Source organism: Bacillus sp. ms-22 (genome assembly GCF_009759805.1).
GTDB lineage: Bacteria > Bacillota > Bacilli > Bacillales > Bacillaceae > Bacillus > Bacillus xiamenensis.
Window position 1 is genome coordinate 138,265 of the sequence record NZ_CP046653.1, and the last position, 19,107, is coordinate 157,371.

Sequence of the window (19,107 nt, forward strand, 5' to 3'; positions counted from 1 at the left end):
CTCCTTTCGACAATTCCCCTAAAAAACAAAAGGTGTTCGACGAAATGTTACACGTGGAACACCTTTGTTGATTTATAAAATTTTTGTTCCATTTGCTAGAGATTGATCCACTTCAAGAACCTGCAATTTACCACCAGTTTCTCCGGTTAAAATCATTCCCTGGGAAATTTCCCCTCTCAACTTAACCGGCGTGAGATTCGCTACGCAAACGAGCTTTTTCCCTACCAATTCATCTGGCTGATAATGCTTGGCAATCCCTGAAACAATTTGTCTTTTTTCAAATCCAAAATCAAGCTGAAGCTTTAAGAGACGATCAGCTTTTTTAACTGGGGCTGCTTCCAATACTTGTGCGACCCGGAGATCGACTTTCGAAAAATCATCAAATGCAATTTCAGCTCCCAGCTCTGGTAATTCTGTTTCTTCTATTTCAATCTTCTCTTCTTCTACCTTAGGTGCACTTCCTTGCATTTTCTCTTTAATGTATGCCACTTCTTCTTCAACCTCTAAACGAGGGAACAATGGCTCACCTTTTTGCACCGTCGTTTTTTGGATCGCACCGAAAGAAAGAATGCTTTCCCAGCTTTTGAGTTTTTCATCTTCAACTCCAAGCTGGAAGAAGATTTTCTCTGGTGTTTTTGTTAAGAATGGTGTTAATAGCACTGCTGTCATTCGAAGGGACTCTGCTAAATGGTACATCACAGAATGCAGTTCTTTTCGTTTTGTTTCATCCTTCGCTAACACCCATGGAGCTGTTTGATCAATATATTTATTCGTTCTGCTGATTAATGTCCAAACATTTGAAAGAGCCACCGAGAATTCGAGGTTCTCCATCGCTTCTTCATAAGCTTTCACCGTTTGTTCAGCCACAGCCTTCAGTTCTTCATCAAACTCATTGATAGGACCCTTATAGCTGCTTAATGTACCGTCAAAATATTTTTGCACCATCGCCACTGTGCGGTTAAGCAAGTTGCCTAAATCATTGGCAAGGTCATAGTTTACACGTTCCACGAATCCTTCGGGTGTAAACACACCGTCAGCGCCAAATGGGACTTCACGAAGCAGATAATAACGAAGGGCATCAAGACCATAGCGGTCAATTAATGTGACCGGATCTACGACGTTCCCTTTTGATTTAGACATTTTGCCATCTTTCATCAGAAGCCAGCCGTGTGCGAAAATTTGTTTCGGCAGCGGCAGATCAAGTGCCATCAGCATAATCGGCCAGTAAATGGTATGGAAACGTACAATTTCTTTCCCTACAAGGTGCACGTTGGCAGGCCAATATTTTTTATATTTTTCATCCTGGTCGGTTCCATAGCCAATCGCTGTTAAATAGTTGAATAGCGCATCAATCCATACATAGATGACGTGTTTCGGATTATTAGGTACTTTAATGCCCCAATCAAAGGTTGTTCTTGATACAGCTAAATCCTCTAATCCCGGTTTAATGAAGTTATTGATCATTTCATTCTTTCTTGATTCAGGCTGAATGAACGATGGGTTCTTTTCATAATAGTCCAGTAAACGATCCGCATACTTGCTCATACGGAAGAAATATGACTCCTCTTTAATCAATTCAACAGGGTGTCCACTGTCTGGGCTTTTCCCGCCAATGACTTCCCCTTTCTCATTTCGCTCAATATCAACAAGCTGTGTTTCCGTATAGAACGTTTCATCAGGAATACTGTACCAGCCCTCATATTGATCTAAATAGATATCTCCTTGATCAAGCAGCTTTTGGAAGACTTGTTCAATGATTTTCGTATGTCTTTTTTCCGTTGTACGAATGAAATCATCATTTGAAATGTCGAGTTTCTTCCATAAAGATTTAATATCTGCAACGACTGGATCTAAATACTCAATCGGTGTAATATTTTGTTCTTCAGCTTTTTGCTGAATTTTTTGTCCGTGCTCATCTGTACCAGTTAAATACATCACATCATAGCCTTGAAGACGTTTATAACGAGCCAGGGCATCCCCTGCCACCGTCGTATAGGCATGTCCAATATGTAATTTTCCGCTCGGATAGTAAATAGGTGTTGTCAGATAAAACGTTTTTTTCTTTTCCGGCATGTCGGAACCTCCTGCGTGTGTAAATGTCAAAAACTCCCGCCCAATGGACGAGAGCGGTTATCATTACTTGATTAAAATGTGGCAGATCATTTCATTATGTTTTGAACTTGTGCTTTCTCTATGATACCATCTTAGCCTTTAAGATCAAGCATATATACATAGAAGAGAATGAAATGATCGAAAAAGATGAGTTTTTCGAAAAAAACGACAAACCGCTCGACATTTTGTCGAATATTGTCGTATGATATCTATTTCCAGATTTACAATTGTCTAAATTAGGGCAAAAGTCTCGTTAATCTGTTATCGTCATTTATCATATTTTTATTGATGAAGTTCAAAAAATCCTTATAAACCAAGAGTTTCACGGTCCTTTAACTTTAAGAGTCATATTTTACAAACAATAGTAAACAAAATGATTGACGATTTATGGAAACCTTGTTATGCTAGGAATGTAAGGAATTTGTCGAATAATGACGAAGATAATATTATATTAAGAATAAGAACTTTTTGGGAGGAGAATGAAGATGAAATCTACAGGTATTGTACGTAAAGTTGACGAATTAGGGCGCGTGGTGATTCCAATCGAACTTCGCCGTACGTTAGGAATTGCTGAAAAAGACGCTTTGGAAATCTATGTTGATGATGAAAAAATTATCCTAAAAAAATATAAGCCAAATATGACTTGCCAAGTAACAGGTGAAGTATCAGACGATAACCTTAAACTTGCTAATGGTAAATTAGTTCTTAGCCGTGAAGGTGCAGAGCAAATCATTAACGAAATCCAAAATCAACTTCAATCACAAAAATAAGTTTCATATAAAAAGGTTCTTGCACCGTTTGCAAGAACCTTTCTTTATTGTTCAATATGATAAGCATCGTATAGTGTGCGCTTTGGCACACCACGTTCGACTGCTGCACGTTTTATGGCTTCCTTCGACGTTAATCCTTCCTCTATGTAATGGATCACGTGTTCTTTTTCAGATAAGGACTTCCACCAAGCTTCTTCATTCAGCTCTTCTTCATCCTGATCATTCCCTTGTACAACAAGACAGAACTCACCTCGGATTTGATGCTCCGCCGCCCATGTCAGCACGTATTCTAAATCTCCACGAATAAACTCTTCGAATTTTTTCGTCAGTTCTCTCGTAATGGCAATATTTCGGTTTCCCCATACTTCCTTCATCACAGTCAGCGTTTCTTTTAACCGGTGGGGCGCTTCATAGAAAATAATCGTTTCTTTTCGTTTCTTCAATGCTTCCAGTTGTTTTTTCTTTTCCTTTTTTTGTCGATCAAGAAAACCGTAAAAGAAAAATGGCTGTGGTGCGATCCCTGATGCAATGAGCGCCGTTAGTGCTGCGTTTGCACCAGGTAACGGAATGACATAGCCTCCGATGCTTGTAAAGTCTCGAACCACTTCAGCTCCTGGATCAGAAATCGTCGGCAAACCCGCATCGCTCACGAGTGCAATATTTTTTCCTTCTTTTAACCATTCGATTAACTTGTGGCCGCTGCTCTCTTTATTATGCTCATGATAACTCGTTAACGGTGTATCAATTTCATAGACGTGACAAAGCTTTTTCGTTTGTCTCGTATCTTCTGCGGCAATATAGTCTACATCTTTTAACGTTTGTATCGCTCGAAACGTCATATCTTCTAAGTTCCCAATCGGGGTTGGAACGAGATAAAGAATGCCCATCTCTGATTGACCATCAAAGCTTTTCTGTGTCTTGTTCATGTGCCGCCTCCTTTTTCATTCGCATGTCCTCTATATACATGTCTTTCTTTCGACGTGTCCAAGTCTTAAAACGATATTCCTGCTGCATGGCTTCTCTTTTGGTTGGAAAGCATTCATGGTAATAAAGCTCGACCGGCCGTCTCGCTCTTGTATACTTTGCACCCTTTCCGCTATTATGGGTAGTCAGTCTTTTTTGTAGATCATTTGTATACCCAGCATACAAACTGCCATCTGCACATTTCAATACATAGAAGTAATGATTATGCTTCTCCATACAGTATCGTCCTGATTTCTTCTGTATACTCTTGGTCTTCTCCATAAACAAAAAGCGGTGGCAGGATTTTCAAATCTGGTTTTCCATCCTTTATGCCTTCTACTAAGATGGTATTGGCTTCTTTTCCTTGTTTAGGGTAAACAAATTGAATTCGTTTTGGCTCAATTCGGTATTTCTTCATCATTTCAACAATTTCAAGCAACCGTCCAGGGCGGTGAACCATTGCCAGTTTGCCCCCTTGCTTCAGCAACGTGGAAGAAACACGAATGACATCCTCTAATGTACAATGAATCTCATGTCGTGCGATCGCCAAATACTCATTTTCATTGATTTCATCCTTAGAAGGCGTTTTAAAATATGGCGGGTTACATGTAATCACGTCTACTTTGTGGTTTCCGTACCGTTTTGGCATATCATTCAAATCACCATGAATCAATTCAATCTGATGCTCTAGTTGATTATGCTCAACAGACCTCTTGGCCATATCAAAAAGGCGCTCTTGAATTTCAACCCCTGTAATAGAAGCTTTAGATCGAGTCGAGAGCAGCAATGGAACGATGCCATTTCCTGTACAAAGATCGATGATCTCCCCTTTTTGAATCGGCACATACGCAAATTTTGCTAATAATACCGCATCCAATGAAAAGGCGAACACTGTTTTACTTTGAATAATTTTCATATCTTCTGCAAGCAAGTAGTCTAAACGTTCATCTTCTCTTAACGAAACCATGATGTATCCTTTCTTTTCCTGTGAAAAAGGCTCCCGATTCAGCGGAAGCCTTTTCTCATTTTTTATTTAAAAATGACAGACAGAACAAACAGTCTCCCTCTTTGCGAATGCTCCCATAATGTACATTACAAATATGGAAGCCCTCCTGATATAACCGAGCCAGGTTATCATGACCTTCTCCTATATCAGAATGACTTGGCTTCTGGGCAGGATCATCCCCCGCCTCAGACGATTTGTCTCGATCGGATTGATCCAGACGTTCACGCAAATGCTGATTCTCCATCTGAAGCTGATGATTTTCTTCAATCACTTCACCAATATGATTTTTCAAATCACCTAGCTGTCGATAAAGAGAACCGATTTGTTCTTCTAGATTAATCACCGTATCAAATAGTTCCTTTTTATCCAAGGTGGCACACCTCGTTACTCAGTTGTTTGTGCAGATACAACGCCTTCTTGTAATAATTCTTCCCAAGTATATTCTATCACTTTTTCTTGCCCGGTTAATTCAACTTGCAAAATTCGTTCTAAAATATTGAGCCCTACTACCTTTGCAGAGCCATTAGACGTCTGAATCGTTTCACCGATATCCGGTAATTGTTCTTTTGCTGTTTCATACTCATCATTCTCATATTTCAAGCAGCACATCAAACGGCCGCAAAGTCCTGAAATTTTCGTAGGGTTTAACGAGAGGTTTTGATCTTTTGCCATTTTAATGGACACAGGTTCAAAATCTCCTAAGAATGTTGAACAGCAAAGCATTCGTCCACAAGGACCAATACCACCCAGCATTTTCGCCTCGTCTCTTACACCGATCTGGCGAAGTTCAATTCGCGTCTTAAAGATAGATGCAAGATCCTTCACCAGCTCACGGAAATCGACTCTGCCGTCCGCTGTGAAATAGAAGATGACCTTGTTTCTGTCAAATGTAAATTCGACATCGACTAGCTTCATTTCCAGGCCGTGTTCACTGACCTTCTGAAGACATGTATCAAAGGCTGCCATCGCTGCTTCTTTGTTCTCCTCAACGATGAGCCGGTCACGTTCATCAGCTACACGAATCACCTTACGCAAAGGGAGCACCACATCATGTTCATCTACTTTTTTATTCGCGATGACCACTTGTCCGTACTCAACACCTCTGACCGTTTCTACAATGACACAACTATCATTTTCTATATGAAATCCATTAGGATCGAAATAATAGATTTTGCCCGCTTTTTTAAAGCGAACACCAATTACGTTGTACAAGCTTATCCCTCCTGCAACATCAACACCAATTGCTCCATTAGCCCTTGGGCATTCACGTTGGATTGAAGTCTCTTTTTCGCTTCTAATACAGCGAGGATCTGATTCGTCACCATCTGCTGTGTGGAATGCAGCGCGTGCTGCTTCATTGTCTGGAATAAGTCTTGATAAATGACTTTATCTTCATTTCCTATTTGAATCGACAATACATCACGATATATAAATAAAAGCATATCCAGACCTGTTTCTTGAAGGTCTTTCTCTTTGAAAAAAGGCACCCATTGATCTTGTATATAAAAAAATGCATGTTCTTTTCGCTGGTGTAAGACTTCATACAATTTTATCACTTTCGCTCTAGACTCTGCAAACTGATCATTTCGACTTAATTCGAGTGCTTCTGCCAAATTATTGGTTAAATTCGACAAAAGCCTTGCAAGATGCTGAGATACACCTTCCTGTAAAAGCTGCTGCTCTAAGGATTGTGGCTGAAGCGGCTGAAAGCTAAGCATCTGACACCTTGAAATAATCGTATCCAGCATTTTATGCGATTGCTCAGTGATTAAAACCGCCATCGTTTCCCGGTTAGGCTCCTCTAGGAACTTTAATAAACTGTTCGCGGCATTGACCGTCATTTTGTCCGCATGAAGAATGATATACATTTTTCGGTGCGACTCTACACCTGCTTTTGTAAATTCCTCCTGCAAAGCCTGCACTTGCGCTTTCTTAATTGATTGGCCATCAGGCTGCACTAGATGTAAATCTGGATGGTTACCAGACTGAATCCTTTTGCAGTTTTGACAGGACTCACATGGTTTCACTCCTGCTTCCAAGCAAAAAAAGCTCTTAGCCAAAAGCAGCGCAGCATCTAGCTTTCCTGTCCCTTTCTTCCCTTCAAATAAATAAGCATGAGCCAGTCGGTCTTTATCAATACTATTAAAAATCAGCCGCATGACGCGCGGCTGCAAATCATTCATGTCATCCCAGCTAATTGCCATGTTATCACTCTCTATGTGTAAAGGTTAATCAATAAACCTTTTATTTCTCCAATACGTTCAAGCAAATCAAGAGAGGGCTTCTCTTGATTCATCATATCCTCTGTTAATTCAATAAGTTTTTCATCTAATGCTTTGACTAAAGCAAGTGTTCGCGTGTTGCCATAAAGGTCAAAGCTCCTTGATGTCTCTATATTTAATCCATTATCGACTGTCTCTTTCACAAAGCGCTTCACCAGCCCTTTAAATCTGGCTAAATCCTTTAGATTTCGTGACTTTGTCAGCTTTTTACCGAACACTTCGATATCACTCAGCATGACGGTCAGCTGCTCTAAACGCATCTTTCCGCTTTGTGTTTCCATAGATGATTTAAATGAAGAGGAAGTTTGGCTTCCTTTCATCGCCTGAAGTTCACGTTTTTCCAAAAGCAGCCGCATATCTTGATTAATTTTCACAGCAACCCATCCTTAAAATTGATGAAATTGTTCAACTGGTAGAACAAAGACTGTGGCTCCACCAACTTCAACTTCAACAGGGTATGGTACGTATGAGTCAGCATTTCCACCCATTGGCGATACAGGTGCGATCATTTGATCACGTTTACGGCAATTTTCCTTGATAAGCTGCAATGCTTTATCTACTCTGACATCATCACAACCAATGATAAAAGTCGTATTTCCAGACTTTAAAAACCCGCCAGTTGAAGCTAATTTTGTCACGCCGAATTGATGTTCAGTCAATATCTTCAACAACTTGCTGCTATCTTGGTCCTGTACAACGGCAACAATTAATTTCATTTGATTGGCCTCCTTCGTTTTAGGCACAGGTGACATGCCGATGTCTTCCTCTATATTATAACAACGATTGGGAATCAGGTCATATTTGATTTTTCTTTAATGTGTCCTGAATCAACTGAAGGACTTCTTCAAAGACATCCTGTATCGGCAGAGACGCATCTACTACACGGAATCGTTCTGGTGATTGCGCAATGAGCAATTCATAACCTTCTCTGACCCGCTGGTGGAAATTCAGCGTCTCCAAATCTAATCGATTTTTTTCTCTTCCTTGATTGGCGTTAATTCGCTTTAGACCTTCCTCCGGTGTAATGGAAAAGTAAATGGTCATTTGCGGCATCGTGCCATTAATGGCAAACTCGTTAATTGATTTGACTTCTTCAATTCCAAGCCCTCTCGCATAGCCTTGATAAGCAAGGGAGCTGTCTACAAAACGATCACATAAGACAGTGTCCCCGCGCTGCAATGCCGGTTCTACTTTCTCAGCCAAATGCTGCCTTCTGGCTGCTGCATAAAGCAATGCCTCTGTTTTTGCGTCCATTTTTGTATTGTTTTCATTTAAAATGACTTCACGAATCTGCTCTGCAATGTCAATACCGCCCGGCTCACGTGTTGCCATCACTGCATATCCTTGGCGTTCCATTTCTTCGTATACTTTTCGAATCACTGTCGTTTTTCCAGCACCCTCCGGCCCTTCAAACGTAATAAACATACCGCTCATAGTGTCTCCTCTTCTATATAAACATATAATTTTCTTTGGTGAATCACCTGACTTGCTTGCACATGAACTTGATGCCCTAGCAAACGGCTTAACGTCGCAATTTGATTTGATTCAATCGGTTCTCCCTTAATCATCAAAGGAATGCCAGGCGGATAAGGAATGACCGATTCTGCACTGATCCGGCCTGCTGCTTTTTCGAAAGGAACGACTTCTACACCTTGCTTTTGCTGATCGTCGTCTATTAAGGCCGATCCCTTTTGAAGCTGCTCTTTTTTTTCAAGCAATAAATCACTTTGCTGAAGAGCCCGCTTTATGGTTGTAAAAGGAATATCCTTTGTCTGTCCTAGACCAAAAACGAGTAAGACTTGATGTTCATCCGCAAGCTCTGGATGAACATCCACCGATTCAAGCACCTTTTTTAGTTCATAGCCTGTCAGCCCTTTTGTTGAACGAATGACGCATTTTAATGGATCAGTAGATAACGAGTCAGACTCGACCACTTCGAGACTAGGTATCCTGTTAAACTGTTCTTTCAGCCTTGTCAGCCCTCTTATGATTCCGTCCACATTCCCTTTTCCCTTGATCTCCTCCACATAAGCTCTCGCCAGATCTAACGAGGCCATAATTGGATAAGATGGAGAACTGCTTTGAAGCATCGTTAACAATGTCTTCATACGCTTCGCATCGATCCGATCTCCTTGAAGATGGAGATAAGAACCCATCGTCATCGCAGGCAGGGTTTTATGTGCTGATTGTACCACCACGTCTGCTCCGTAGGAAAGGGCAGATGGAGGAAAGGCACCGCCTAATACAAAATGCGCGCCATGCGCCTCATCAACCAAAACAAGGATGCCCGCTTCATGACACATTTGAATCAGCTTTGATAAATCAGCTGCATGTCCGTAGTAGTTCGGATACGTCAAAACGATTACTCGGCAGTTAGGATGTTGCGCAATGGCTTTTTCGACTGTTTTGTCAGTAACATGGGTTGGGACGTGCAAGTATGGATCGCTCTCAGTTTCTACTATAATAGGCGTTGCTCCTGCAAGCTCAATCGCATGGAAAACAGACTTATGACAATTTCGCTGAACAAAAATCTCGTCTCCAGTACGGCATGCCGCCATCACCATCGCCAAATTTCCAACTGTTGTACCATTCACAAGGAAAAAACTTTGTTTTGCCCCATATAACTTTGCCAACAAGTCCTCTGCATCTTCTATCACACCAGTCGGGTGATGGAGGTCATCTAGACCTTCAAGCTCCGTTACATCCAGCTGAAGAATGGATGCATAGTAGGACCGTGCCTCATCAAAAAAGACATCTCCATTGTGATGTCCTGGAACGTGAAAAGAATAGGGCTTCTTTTCCGCATGTTGTGATAATGCTGTATATAAAGGTGTTTTCAAACAAATCGACCCTTTTCACTTAAACGATATCTTATGTCTATTATAACGTTCAAACAAGTGAACTGAAAGGTGGATTCTCATTCCTTTATTGGTTTATGATTCACCAGCTTCTGCTCTGCCTCGTACATGCTATTTTTTAATTGAGCTCGCTCTTGGCTTCCATGTTCTTTCACCTGTAACGTTTCCTGTAATGTTTCGGCTAATTGGAGTTGAACCTTTTTCAGCGCATCTATCGGCGTTAATGAGGCGTCTTCAAGAAGCTGTCCTTGCTGCTTGGAGACCTTTTCATACGTTTGCTGAATACGCTGCTCAAGCGCTGAATTGGCTCGCTGCTGAATATGAGTAAACGCAATCGACATTTGGTTGATCCATAAAGGAATCGATGCGGAGACAGTTGATTGAATATGGTTGGCTAATGTATGGTTTGTATGCTGTATCATTCGAATTTGAGCATTACATTGCAGAGCAATTTGACGGCTTAACAGCAAATCATACTTCCTTTCTTTCAATCTCTCCATATATTCTTCCTCATTGACTTCCTGACTCATCAATTGCTCCTCTAATGTCCGATCATTTGACCGTTTCGTTCCTGATAGGGCCTGCTGCTGCTCTAAAAGTGCCAATTTTGCTTCAACTGCTGCAACCTGTAACGTCATCTCTTGAAAATATGATTGATTTTCTTCAAATAAACGCTCTAATAACTTATGGTCGGAAATCAATACGCCCCTTGCGTATCGGAGTCTCGCTGACAATCTCTCTATCTGTGCTTCGGCTTGTTTAAATCGAGAAATGATCTCCTGTGTAGAACGTCTTTCTCGCTGAAACAGCCTTAAAAAAAAGCCCCGTTTCTTTGGCAGCAAATCCTCTGGTTCCACTAAATGCAGCTGCTGTAAAAAAGCCTCAAGAATGTCTCCTATTTGATCAATATCTTTTTTCTCAACATATTGCATCATTTGCTTTGATTGTTCTAATAATCGTTCCTGCACACGTGTGCCATAGAAAAGCAGTTTTTGTGGATGATCAGGAATCTTTTCAGCACGCTGTAAAGCCTCCTGTTTTTCCTCATCAGATAAGGTATCAAACACCCGAAACTGAAGATCTGTAGTAGATGGTGATGGTGGTGTGACTGGATCTTCTGGTTTCATCTGAGTTTGACTCCTTTCATCTATTTTTTGATCATTTTATCGGCCACTTCAAGTTCGATATGAAGTGCTTCTATGTCTCTTCCTAAAATTTGCTGTAAATCATTCGTCAATTGTTTTTGCAGCTCGGTCAGTGTGACTCGAGTCTGGCTTAGTGTCATTTCAAGCTCATGACTGCGATTAGGCTGATTATACAGCAGTGCATATTTTTCAGTTAATTCAACAACAGAATCCAAACTTTCGAAATAAAATCGCTGAGCATCATAAAATCGGTTCGGCTCCTTTTTGGTTATCGTATAAATGCGGCGCGCAAGCCGAAGGATTTCATAATTATGTTTGATCGTCTGTACGTTCTTCACAGCAAATAAAGCTTTCTTCAAACGAACCAGCTTTTGCCCTGCTTCTTTCAAGTGCTGTTTAATATATACATAATCACTGCGAGACAATCCATGTTTCTTCAAAAATAACTGGAAGGCAGCCCATCGACTCCCTGCAAACATCACACCCCACCCAATCATCGCATACAGTATCGACAATCCAACATGGTGATGGAAAACCGCAATACTGACAGTTAAAATCACCAGCGAAAAAAAAGTAGAGAGAACGGCCCATATAAATGTATAAAAAATTGATTTCATGTTCATCGACTCCTATGAATAATCAGGCTCTCTGTTTATCTTATTATTTATTACGGTTGATGTCCAAACTAAGTTCCAAAAAACAGGCCCCATCCTCCATAGGTCATAAAAAAAGACCATCTAATGGTCTATGAATACAAAGGCGGTGTATGAAGATTTTTAAGCTTTCTTACATAGTCGGCATAGCTAGGATCCGAGGTCGATGTAGAAATTAACTTTCGCTCACAATCTTGGCACAAAAACTGATGATATAAATAAATTCCCTTTGTTTTTTTCTCTTCACAAATCAAACAAATCGCTTCTCGCTCTTTTTTGCTCATTGTGACACCTCCACTTATAGCTTCAGTATGCCCTAGCGCTTTCAATTGTATACAAAATTAAGAATGTTTTAGATGGTAGTTTAGTATATGTATCCATACCAGATCGAGTGTTTGTTCCTTTTTTAAAACACAAAAAAGACCAGTTCCAAATGGAACTGATCCTTAGAAAAGCTTGGCGGCGTCCTACTCTCACAGGGGGAAACCCCCAACTACCATCGGCGCTGAAGAGCTTAACTTCCGTGTTCGGTATGGGAACGGGTGTGACCTCTTCGCTATCGCCACCAAACCTGATGGAGAGAATGTTCTCTCAAAACTAGATAACAATGTTCATGCTTCACATTAAATATAGGTTAAGTCCTCGATCTATTAGTATCTGTCAGCTCCACGTGTCACCACGCTTCCACCTCAGACCTATCAACCTGATCATCTTTCAGGGATCTTACTTCCTTGCGGAATGGGAAATCTCATCTTGAGGGGGGCTTCATGCTTAGATGCTTTCAGCACTTATCCCGTCCGCACATAGCTACCCAGCGATGCCCTTGGCAGAACAACTGGTACACCAGCGGTGCGTCCATCCCGGTCCTCTCGTACTAAGGACAGCTCCTCTCAAATTTCCTGCGCCCGCGACGGATAGGGACCGAACTGTCTCACGACGTTCTGAACCCAGCTCGCGTACCGCTTTAATGGGCGAACAGCCCAACCCTTGGGACCGACTACAGCCCCAGGATGCGATGAGCCGACATCGAGGTGCCAAACCTCCCCGTCGATGTGGACTCTTGGGGGAGATAAGCCTGTTATCCCCGGGGTAGCTTTTATCCGTTGAGCGATGGCCCTTCCATGCGGAACCACCGGATCACTAAGCCCGACTTTCGTCCCTGCTCGACTTGTAGGTCTCGCAGTCAAGCTCCCTTGTGCCTTTACACTCTGCGAATGATTTCCAACCATTCTGAGGGAACCTTTGGGCGCCTCCGTTACATTTTAGGAGGCGACCGCCCCAGTCAAACTGCCCACCTGACACTGTCTCCCTGCCCGATAAGGGCAGCGGGTTAGAAGGTCAATACAGCCAGGGTAGTATCCCACCGATGCCTCCACCGAAGCTAGCGCTCCGGTTTCCAAGGCTCCTACCTATCCTGTACAAGCTGTACCAACATTCAATATCAGGCTGCAGTAAAGCTCCACGGGGTCTTTCCGTCCTGTCGCGGGTAACCTGCATCTTCACAGGTACTATAATTTCACCGAGTCTCTCGTTGAGACAGTGCCCAGATCGTTGCGCCTTTCGTGCGGGTCGGAACTTACCCGACAAGGAATTTCGCTACCTTAGGACCGTTATAGTTACGGCCGCCGTTTACTGGGGCTTCAATTCGCACCTTCGCTTACGCTAAGCGCTCCTCTTAACCTTCCAGCACCGGGCAGGCGTCAGCCCCTATACTTCGCCTTACGGCTTCGCAGAGACCTGTGTTTTTGCTAAACAGTCGCCTGGGCCTATTCACTGCGGCTTCTCGGGGCTTTAATACCCTAAGAAGCACCCCTTCTCCCGAAGTTACGGGGTCATTTTGCCGAGTTCCTTAACGAGAGTTCTCTCGATCACCTTAGGATTCTCTCCTCGCCTACCTGTGTCGGTTTGCGGTACGGGCACCTCTCACCTCGCTAGAGGCTTTTCTTGGCAGTGTGGAATCAGGAACTTCGCTACTAAATTTCGCTCGCCATCACAGCTCAGCCTTCACGGGAAACGGATTTGCCTATTTCCCAGCCTAACTGCTTGGACGCGGATATCCATTACCGCGCTTACCCTATCCTCCTGCGTCCCCCCATTGCTCAAATGGTGAGGAGGTGGTACAGGAATATCAACCTGTTGTCCATCGCCTACGCCTTTCGGCCTCGGCTTAGGTCCCGACTAACCCTGAGCGGACGAGCCTTCCTCAGGAAACCTTAGGCATTCGGTGGACGGGATTCTCACCCGTCTTTCGCTACTCATACCGGCATTCTCACTTCTAAGCGCTCCACCAGTCCTTCCGGTCTGGCTTCACAGCCCTTAGAACGCTCTCCTACCACTGTTCGTAAGAACAGTCCGCAGCTTCGGTGATACGTTTAGCCCCGGTACATTTTCGGCGCAGAGTCACTCGACCAGTGAGCTATTACGCACTCTTTAAATGGTGGCTGCTTCTAAGCCAACATCCTGGTTGTCTAAGCAACTCCACATCCTTTTCCACTTAACGTATACTTTGGGACCTTAGCTGGCGGTCTGGGCTGTTTCCCTTTCGACTACGGATCTTATCACTCGCAGTCTGACTCCCAAGGATAAGTCATCGGCATTCGGAGTTTGACTGAATTCGGTAACCCGGTAGGGGCCCCTAGTCCAATCAGTGCTCTACCTCCGAGACTCTTACCTTGAGGCTAGCCCTAAAGCTATTTCGGAGAGAACCAGCTATCTCCAGGTTCGATTGGCATTTCACCCCTACCCACACCTCATCCCCGCACTTTTCAACGTGCGTGGGTTCGGGCCTCCATTCAGTGTTACCTGAACTTCACCCTGGACATGGGTAGATCACCTGGTTTCGGGTCTACGACCACGTACTCATGCGCCCTATTCAGACTCGCTTTCGCTGCGGCTCCGCATCTTCTGCTTAACCTTGCACGGGATCGTAACTCGCCGGTTCATTCTACAAAAGGCACGCCATCACCCGTTAACGGGCTCTGACTACTTGTAGGCACACGGTTTCAGGATCTATTTCACTCCCCTTCCGGGGTGCTTTTCACCTTTCCCTCACGGTACTGGTTCACTATCGGTCACTAGGGAGTATTTAGCCTTGGGAGATGGTCCTCCCGGATTCCGACGGAATTTCACGTGTTCCGCCGTACTCAGGATCCACTCTGGAGAGAATGACATTTCAGTTACAGGGCTGTTACCTTCTCTGGCGGGCCTTTCCAGACCTCTTCGCTTATATCATTCCTTTGTAACTCCGTATAGAGTGTCCTACAACCCCAAGAGGCAAGCCTCTTGGTTTGGGCTGTTCCCGTTTCGCTCGCCGCTACTCAGGGAATCGCATTTGCTTTCTCTTCCTCCGGGTACTTAGATGTTTCAGTTCCCCGGGTATGCCTTCTCATACTCTATGTATTCAAGTATGGATACTACTCCATTACGAGCAGTGGGTTTCCCCATTCGGAAATCTCCGGATCAAAGCTTGCTTACAGCTCCCGAAGCATATCGGTGTTCGTCCCGTCCTTCATCGGCTCCTAGTGCCAAGGCATCCACCGTGCGCCCTTTCTAACTTAACCATTTCTTACTTTAGAAAGAATCACTATGTGTGATGAACTTTGCATTGCATTCAATGTGAATGTATTACTTATTGTTATCTAGTTTTCAAAGAACACGTTGGTGGAGCCTAGCGGGATCGAACCGCTGACCTCCTGCGTGCAAGGCAGGCGCTCTCCCAGCTGAGCTAAGGCCCCGATTTATAGAAGATGGTGGGCCTGAGTGGACTCGAACCACCGACCTCACGCTTATCAGGCGTGCGCTCTAACCAGCTGAGCTACAGGCCCATCTTTCATATCGAAGATATGATGTTGTAGGATCTTTTCCAAGTTCCTTCAAAACTAAACAAGACCAAAACGCACACTGCTCCATATATCCTTAGAAAGGAGGTGATCCAGCCGCACCTTCCGATACGGCTACCTTGTTACGACTTCACCCCAATCATCTGCCCCACCTTCGGCGGCTGGCTCCATAAAGGTTACCTCACCGACTTCGGGTGTTGCAAACTCTCGTGGTGTGACGGGCGGTGTGTACAAGGCCCGGGAACGTATTCACCGCGGCATGCTGATCCGCGATTACTAGCGATTCCAGCTTCACGCAGTCGAGTTGCAGACTGCGATCCGAACTGAGAACAGATTTGTGGGATTGGCTAAACCTTGCGGTCTCGCAGCCCTTTGTTCTGTCCATTGTAGCACGTGTGTAGCCCAGGTCATAAGGGGCATGATGATTTGACGTCATCCCCACCTTCCTCCGGTTTGTCACCGGCAGTCACCTTAGAGTGCCCAACTGAATGCTGGCAACTAAGATCAAGGGTTGCGCTCGTTGCGGGACTTAACCCAACATCTCACGACACGAGCTGACGACAACCATGCACCACCTGTCACTCTGTCCCCGAAGGGAAAGCCCTATCTCTAGGGTTGTCAGAGGATGTCAAGACCTGGTAAGGTTCTTCGCGTTGCTTCGAATTAAACCACATGCTCCACCGCTTGTGCGGGCCCCCGTCAATTCCTTTGAGTTTCAGTCTTGCGACCGTACTCCCCAGGCGGAGTGCTTAATGCGTTAGCTGCAGCACTAAGGGGCGGAAACCCCCTAACACTTAGCACTCATCGTTTACGGCGTGGACTACCAGGGTATCTAATCCTGTTCGCTCCCCACGCTTTCGCTCCTCAGCGTCAGTTACAGACCAGAGAGTCGCCTTCGCCACTGGTGTTCCTCCACATCTCTACGCATTTCACCGCTACACGTGGAATTCCACTCTCCTCTTCTGCACTCAAGTTTCCCAGTTTCCAATGACCCTCCCCGGTTGAGCCGGGGGCTTTCACATCAGACTTAAGAAACCGCCTGCGAGCCCTTTACGCCCAATAATTCCGGACAACGCTTGCCACCTACGTATTACCGCGGCTGCTGGCACGTAGTTAGCCGTGGCTTTCTGGTTAGGTACCGTCATGGTGCAAGCAGTTACTCTTGCACTTGTTCTTCCCTAACAACAGAGCTTTACGATCCGAAAACCTTCATCACTCACGCGGCGTTGCTCCGTCAGACTTTCGTCCATTGCGGAAGATTCCCTACTGCTGCCTCCCGTAGGAGTCTGGGCCGTGTCTCAGTCCCAGTGTGGCCGATCACCCTCTCAGGTCGGCTACGCATCGTCGCCTTGGTGAGCCGTTACCTCACCAACTAGCTAATGCGCCGCGGGTCCATCTGTAAGTGACAGCCGAAACCGTCTTTCATCCTTGAACCATGCGGTTCAAGGAACTATCCGGTATTAGCTCCGGTTTCCCGGAGTTATCCCAGTCTTACAGGCAGGTTACCCACGTGTTACTCACCCGTCCGCCGCTAACATCCGGGAGCAAGCTCCCTTCTGTCCGCTCGACTTGCATGTATTAGGCACGCCGCCAGCGTTCGTCCTGAGCCAGGATCAAACTCTCCGAGGTATGCAGGATGCATATCACACATGCGTTGCTACACGATGTAGCGAACTTAGCATGTGATCATTTCCTGCCTCGTCAGTTTGACTGACTACCTATGATGTTTCATAGGATTTTTTTATTAAAACTCGAATTAACAGGTACGTTTTGTCTTGTTTAGTTTTCAAAGAACTTGTTTACCGCTTCAGAAGCGACTAGAACATCTTAACATCTCCAAATTGTTAGTGTCAACAACTTTTTTTGTTATTATGTTTTTTTGTTTCTTCGTCATCAGCGACGTATATTAATTTACCACCATATATAATCAAAGTCAACAATATTTCGCATTAAATAATAAACTTTTCAATTACGACTAAAGCCGCTACGCCTGGAACGCCCAATAAACCACTAATTCCGCTCGTTACAGGATTAATGGAGACATGAAGCCCTAAGCTCTCACCGAATAAATTGAGGCAAAATAAAAAAAGAGCACCTGCTACAAATTTAACTCCGATAAGTCCTAACCATTTGAATGGATTCGCTTGAACACCTGACATAAACAACAATAATACAGCTAGCAGAATTGAACCAATCACAATAACAGGTTCCATAATCCTCTCATCTCCTCTTCATATGAATAGTACAAGCATATGAGAGGACTATGTAAAATAGACCTGCTATCTCCAGTTGTTTAAACGTATATTCCTCTTTTTCGCTTCTCTAAGATAGAAAAAGTACTTTGCTTGAGCAAGCTTTAATTCGAATAGAATGTCCGGTGAAGGCTCAACGCTGTTTGCGACAAGCTTTTTTTGTCTGTTCCATTCTTCCTTTTGCTTAAAAAGCTGTTGAATTAATTTCTCATCGAATTCTTTTCGAATTGATTTTCTGCGAAGAAAACCCATGTACCGTACTTCTCCTTCCTACATCTCACGTCTGCCTTCTAGAGCCTTAGAAAGTGTGACTTCATCCGCATACTCTAAATCTCCACCTACTGGGAGTCCGTGAGCAATACGAGAGAGTTTAATTCCTGATGGTTTCAACAATCTAGAGATATACATGGCTGTCGCTTCTCCTTCAATGTTTGGGTTGGTTGCAAGAATGACCTCTGTTACTTGATCGTCTTGCAATCTTTTTAATAGATCAGGGATTTTAATATCCTCTGGTCCAATCCCGTCCATTGGTGAAATGGCACCATGAAGCACATGATATAAGCCGTTGTATTCTTTCATTTTTTCCATTGCAATCACATCTTTTGGATCCTGTACTACACAGATAACCGATTGATCTCTTCTTGTATCTTCACAAATATAGCAAGGATCCTGATCAGTGATATGGCCGCAAACAGAACAATAAGTTAAATTACGCTTTGCATTTACAAGCGCCTTCGCAAAATCTAGTACGACATCTTCCTGCATACTAAGAACAAAAAAAGCCAGACGGACCGCGGTTTTAGGTCCGATTCCTGGCAATTTCATAAAGCTATCAATCAGCTTTGATATTGGTTCAGGATATTGCATTTTCAGTTATTCCTCCTAGAATAAACCTGGCATGTTCATTCCTTTTGTGAATTGACCCATTGTTTCATTTGTTAGCTCATCAACTTTTTTCAATGCATCATTTGTCGCTGCAAGCACAAGGTCTTGAAGCATATCGATGTCTTCAGGATCAACAACTTCTTCATTAATTGCTACATCCACGACTTCTTTTTGTCCATTCACTTTTACAGTGACCATACCGCCACCTGCCGTACCTTCAAGGACTTTTTCTGCAAGCTCTTCTTGAGCCTTAGCCATATCCTTTTGCATTTTTTGCATTTGTTTCATCATTTTTTGCATATTTCCCATTCCACCGCGCATATGAACACCACTCTCTTTCAA

At 43.7% G+C, this 19,107-nt stretch carries 19 protein-coding genes, 2 tRNA genes and 3 rRNA genes; 1 reads left to right on the forward strand and 23 read right to left on the reverse strand.

Annotated elements, in window-relative coordinates:
• Positions 1–72: 72 nt before the first annotated feature.
• Positions 73–2,073 (reverse strand): methionine--tRNA ligase, encoded by a 2,001-nt coding sequence (gene metG, locus GPA07_RS00810; protein ID WP_157291872.1) that lies wholly within the window; start codon positions 2,071–2,073, stop codon positions 73–75.
• Between the two features lie 518 nt (positions 2,074–2,591).
• On the opposite strand from metG, the gene GPA07_RS00815 reads away from it, so the two are divergent.
• Positions 2,592–2,882 (forward strand): transition state genes transcriptional regulator AbrB, encoded by a 291-nt coding sequence (locus tag GPA07_RS00815; RefSeq protein ID WP_087975202.1) that lies wholly within the window; start codon positions 2,592–2,594, stop codon positions 2,880–2,882.
• 44 nt (positions 2,883–2,926) lie between these two features.
• Here the strand turns inward: GPA07_RS00815 and rsmI are convergent, their stop codons facing one another.
• From rsmI to GPA07_RS00925, 22 genes are all read right to left on the reverse strand, one after another.
• Entirely contained in the window at positions 2,927–3,808 is an 882-nt protein-coding gene (rsmI, locus tag GPA07_RS00820) for a 16S rRNA (cytidine(1402)-2'-O)-methyltransferase (RefSeq protein ID WP_071168252.1), read from the reverse strand.
• On the reverse strand, positions 3,783–4,082 hold the full coding sequence (locus GPA07_RS00825; protein WP_008357464.1) for a GIY-YIG nuclease family protein: 300 nt from the start codon (positions 4,080–4,082) through the stop codon (positions 3,783–3,785). The genes rsmI and GPA07_RS00825 overlap by 26 nt, the downstream gene beginning before the upstream one ends.
• On the reverse strand, positions 4,069–4,812 hold the full coding sequence (locus GPA07_RS00830) for a tRNA1(Val) (adenine(37)-N6)-methyltransferase (RefSeq protein ID WP_071168253.1): 744 nt from the start codon (positions 4,810–4,812) through the stop codon (positions 4,069–4,071). Before GPA07_RS00830 ends, GPA07_RS00825 begins: the two co-directional genes overlap by 14 nt.
• A gap of 55 nt (positions 4,813–4,867) precedes the next feature.
• The gene (gene yabA / locus GPA07_RS00835) at positions 4,868–5,221 is read right to left on the reverse strand and encodes a DNA replication initiation control protein YabA (RefSeq protein WP_008357468.1); all 354 of its coding nucleotides are present in this window, start codon (positions 5,219–5,221) and stop codon (positions 4,868–4,870) included.
• Positions 5,222–5,235: 14 nt separating this feature from the next.
• Complete coding sequence (locus GPA07_RS00840; RefSeq protein ID WP_007496230.1) at positions 5,236–6,063, reverse strand: competence/sporulation regulator complex protein RicT; 828 nt, start codon at positions 6,061–6,063, stop codon at positions 5,236–5,238.
• Positions 6,064–6,065: 2 nt separating this feature from the next.
• A complete protein-coding gene (gene holB / locus GPA07_RS00845; protein ID WP_008357472.1) occupies positions 6,066–7,055 on the reverse strand; it encodes a DNA polymerase III subunit delta' in 990 nt (329 codons plus the stop codon).
• An 11-nt stretch (positions 7,056–7,066) separates the two neighbouring features.
• The gene (locus GPA07_RS00850) at positions 7,067–7,507 is read right to left on the reverse strand and encodes a YaaR family protein (RefSeq protein ID WP_008357474.1); all 441 of its coding nucleotides are present in this window, start codon (positions 7,505–7,507) and stop codon (positions 7,067–7,069) included.
• 12 nt (positions 7,508–7,519) lie between these two features.
• Complete coding sequence (locus GPA07_RS00855) at positions 7,520–7,849, reverse strand: cyclic-di-AMP receptor (RefSeq protein WP_071169204.1); 330 nt, start codon at positions 7,847–7,849, stop codon at positions 7,520–7,522.
• A gap of 79 nt (positions 7,850–7,928) precedes the next feature.
• Positions 7,929–8,567 carry a dTMP kinase gene (tmk, locus tag GPA07_RS00860; RefSeq protein WP_157291873.1) on the reverse strand — a complete coding sequence of 213 codons (639 nt, stop codon included), beginning with the start codon at positions 8,565–8,567 and terminating at the stop codon, positions 7,929–7,931.
• Positions 8,564–9,973: an aminotransferase class I/II-fold pyridoxal phosphate-dependent enzyme gene (locus GPA07_RS00865; protein WP_157291874.1), complete on the reverse strand. Its 1,410-nt coding sequence runs from the start codon at positions 9,971–9,973 to the stop codon at positions 8,564–8,566. The genes tmk and GPA07_RS00865 overlap by 4 nt, the downstream gene beginning before the upstream one ends.
• A gap of 77 nt (positions 9,974–10,050) precedes the next feature.
• The gene (locus GPA07_RS00870) at positions 10,051–11,118 is read right to left on the reverse strand and encodes a toxic anion resistance protein (protein ID WP_157291875.1); all 1,068 of its coding nucleotides are present in this window, start codon (positions 11,116–11,118) and stop codon (positions 10,051–10,053) included.
• Between the two features lie 20 nt (positions 11,119–11,138).
• The gene (locus GPA07_RS00875) at positions 11,139–11,753 is read right to left on the reverse strand and encodes a 5-bromo-4-chloroindolyl phosphate hydrolysis family protein (RefSeq protein WP_008357484.1); all 615 of its coding nucleotides are present in this window, start codon (positions 11,751–11,753) and stop codon (positions 11,139–11,141) included.
• Positions 11,754–11,881: 128 nt separating this feature from the next.
• Positions 11,882–12,073 (reverse strand): sigma factor G inhibitor Gin, encoded by a 192-nt coding sequence (locus tag GPA07_RS00880; protein WP_008357486.1) that lies wholly within the window; start codon positions 12,071–12,073, stop codon positions 11,882–11,884.
• Positions 12,074–12,243: 170 nt separating this feature from the next.
• Positions 12,244–12,359, reverse strand: a 5S ribosomal RNA gene (rrf, locus tag GPA07_RS00885).
• Positions 12,360–12,419: 60 nt separating this feature from the next.
• Positions 12,420–15,349: ribosomal RNA gene (locus tag GPA07_RS00890) — 23S ribosomal RNA — on the reverse strand.
• Between the two features lie 98 nt (positions 15,350–15,447).
• Positions 15,448–15,523, reverse strand: a tRNA-Ala gene (locus GPA07_RS00895).
• A gap of 13 nt (positions 15,524–15,536) precedes the next feature.
• Positions 15,537–15,613 (reverse strand) — tRNA-Ile (locus GPA07_RS00900).
• A 95-nt stretch (positions 15,614–15,708) separates the two neighbouring features.
• Positions 15,709–17,257 (reverse strand): 16S ribosomal RNA (locus tag GPA07_RS00905).
• The 16S, 23S and 5S rRNA genes sit together here with 2 tRNA genes alongside, the layout of an rRNA operon.
• Positions 17,258–17,577: 320 nt before the next feature.
• Positions 17,578–17,841 (reverse strand): pro-sigmaK processing inhibitor BofA family protein, encoded by a 264-nt coding sequence (locus GPA07_RS00910; protein WP_008360286.1) that lies wholly within the window; start codon positions 17,839–17,841, stop codon positions 17,578–17,580.
• A 66-nt stretch (positions 17,842–17,907) separates the two neighbouring features.
• Positions 17,908–18,132 carry a YaaL family protein gene (locus GPA07_RS00915; protein ID WP_008360288.1) on the reverse strand — a complete coding sequence of 75 codons (225 nt, stop codon included), beginning with the start codon at positions 18,130–18,132 and terminating at the stop codon, positions 17,908–17,910.
• A gap of 18 nt (positions 18,133–18,150) precedes the next feature.
• Positions 18,151–18,747 carry a recombination protein RecR gene (gene recR / locus GPA07_RS00920; RefSeq protein WP_003218094.1) on the reverse strand — a complete coding sequence of 199 codons (597 nt, stop codon included), beginning with the start codon at positions 18,745–18,747 and terminating at the stop codon, positions 18,151–18,153.
• 15 nt (positions 18,748–18,762) lie between these two features.
• On the reverse strand, positions 18,763–19,086 hold the full coding sequence (locus tag GPA07_RS00925) for a YbaB/EbfC family nucleoid-associated protein (RefSeq protein WP_008342011.1): 324 nt from the start codon (positions 19,084–19,086) through the stop codon (positions 18,763–18,765).
• Between the last annotated feature and the right edge of the window lie 21 nt (positions 19,087–19,107).

Bases quoted from the DNA above. Each gene is read 5' to 3' on its own strand.
- holB (WP_008357472.1), bottom strand. From the start codon at position 7,055: ATGGCAATTAGCTGGGATGACATGAATGATTTGCAGCCGCGCGTCATG.
- tmk (WP_157291873.1), bottom strand. From the start codon at position 8,567: ATGAGCGGTATGTTTATTACGTTTGAAGGGCCGGAGGGTGCTGGAAAA.
- GPA07_RS00925 (WP_008342011.1), bottom strand. From the start codon at position 19,086: ATGCGCGGTGGAATGGGAAATATGCAAAAAATGATGAAACAAATGCAA.
- GPA07_RS00915 (WP_008360288.1), bottom strand. From the start codon at position 18,132: ATGGGTTTTCTTCGCAGAAAATCAATTCGAAAAGAATTCGATGAGAAA.
- GPA07_RS00830 (WP_071168253.1), bottom strand. From the start codon at position 4,812: ATGGTTTCGTTAAGAGAAGATGAACGTTTAGACTACTTGCTTGCAGAA.
- metG (WP_157291872.1), bottom strand. From the start codon at position 2,073: ATGCCGGAAAAGAAAAAAACGTTTTATCTGACAACACCTATTTACTAT.
- GPA07_RS00875 (WP_008357484.1), bottom strand. From the start codon at position 11,753: ATGAAATCAATTTTTTATACATTTATATGGGCCGTTCTCTCTACTTTT.
- GPA07_RS00910 (WP_008360286.1), bottom strand. From the start codon at position 17,841: ATGGAACCTGTTATTGTGATTGGTTCAATTCTGCTAGCTGTATTATTG.
- GPA07_RS00870 (WP_157291875.1), bottom strand. From the start codon at position 11,118: ATGAAACCAGAAGATCCAGTCACACCACCATCACCATCTACTACAGAT.
- GPA07_RS00825 (WP_008357464.1), bottom strand. From the start codon at position 4,082: ATGGAGAAGCATAATCATTACTTCTATGTATTGAAATGTGCAGATGGC.
- GPA07_RS00855 (WP_071169204.1), bottom strand. From the start codon at position 7,849: ATGAAATTAATTGTTGCCGTTGTACAGGACCAAGATAGCAGCAAGTTG.
- recR (WP_003218094.1), bottom strand. From the start codon at position 18,747: ATGCAATATCCTGAACCAATATCAAAGCTGATTGATAGCTTTATGAAA.
- rsmI (WP_071168252.1), bottom strand. From the start codon at position 3,808: ATGAACAAGACACAGAAAAGCTTTGATGGTCAATCAGAGATGGGCATT.
- GPA07_RS00880 (WP_008357486.1), bottom strand. From the start codon at position 12,073: ATGAGCAAAAAAGAGCGAGAAGCGATTTGTTTGATTTGTGAAGAGAAA.
- GPA07_RS00815 (WP_087975202.1), top strand. From the start codon at position 2,592: ATGAAGATGAAATCTACAGGTATTGTACGTAAAGTTGACGAATTAGGG.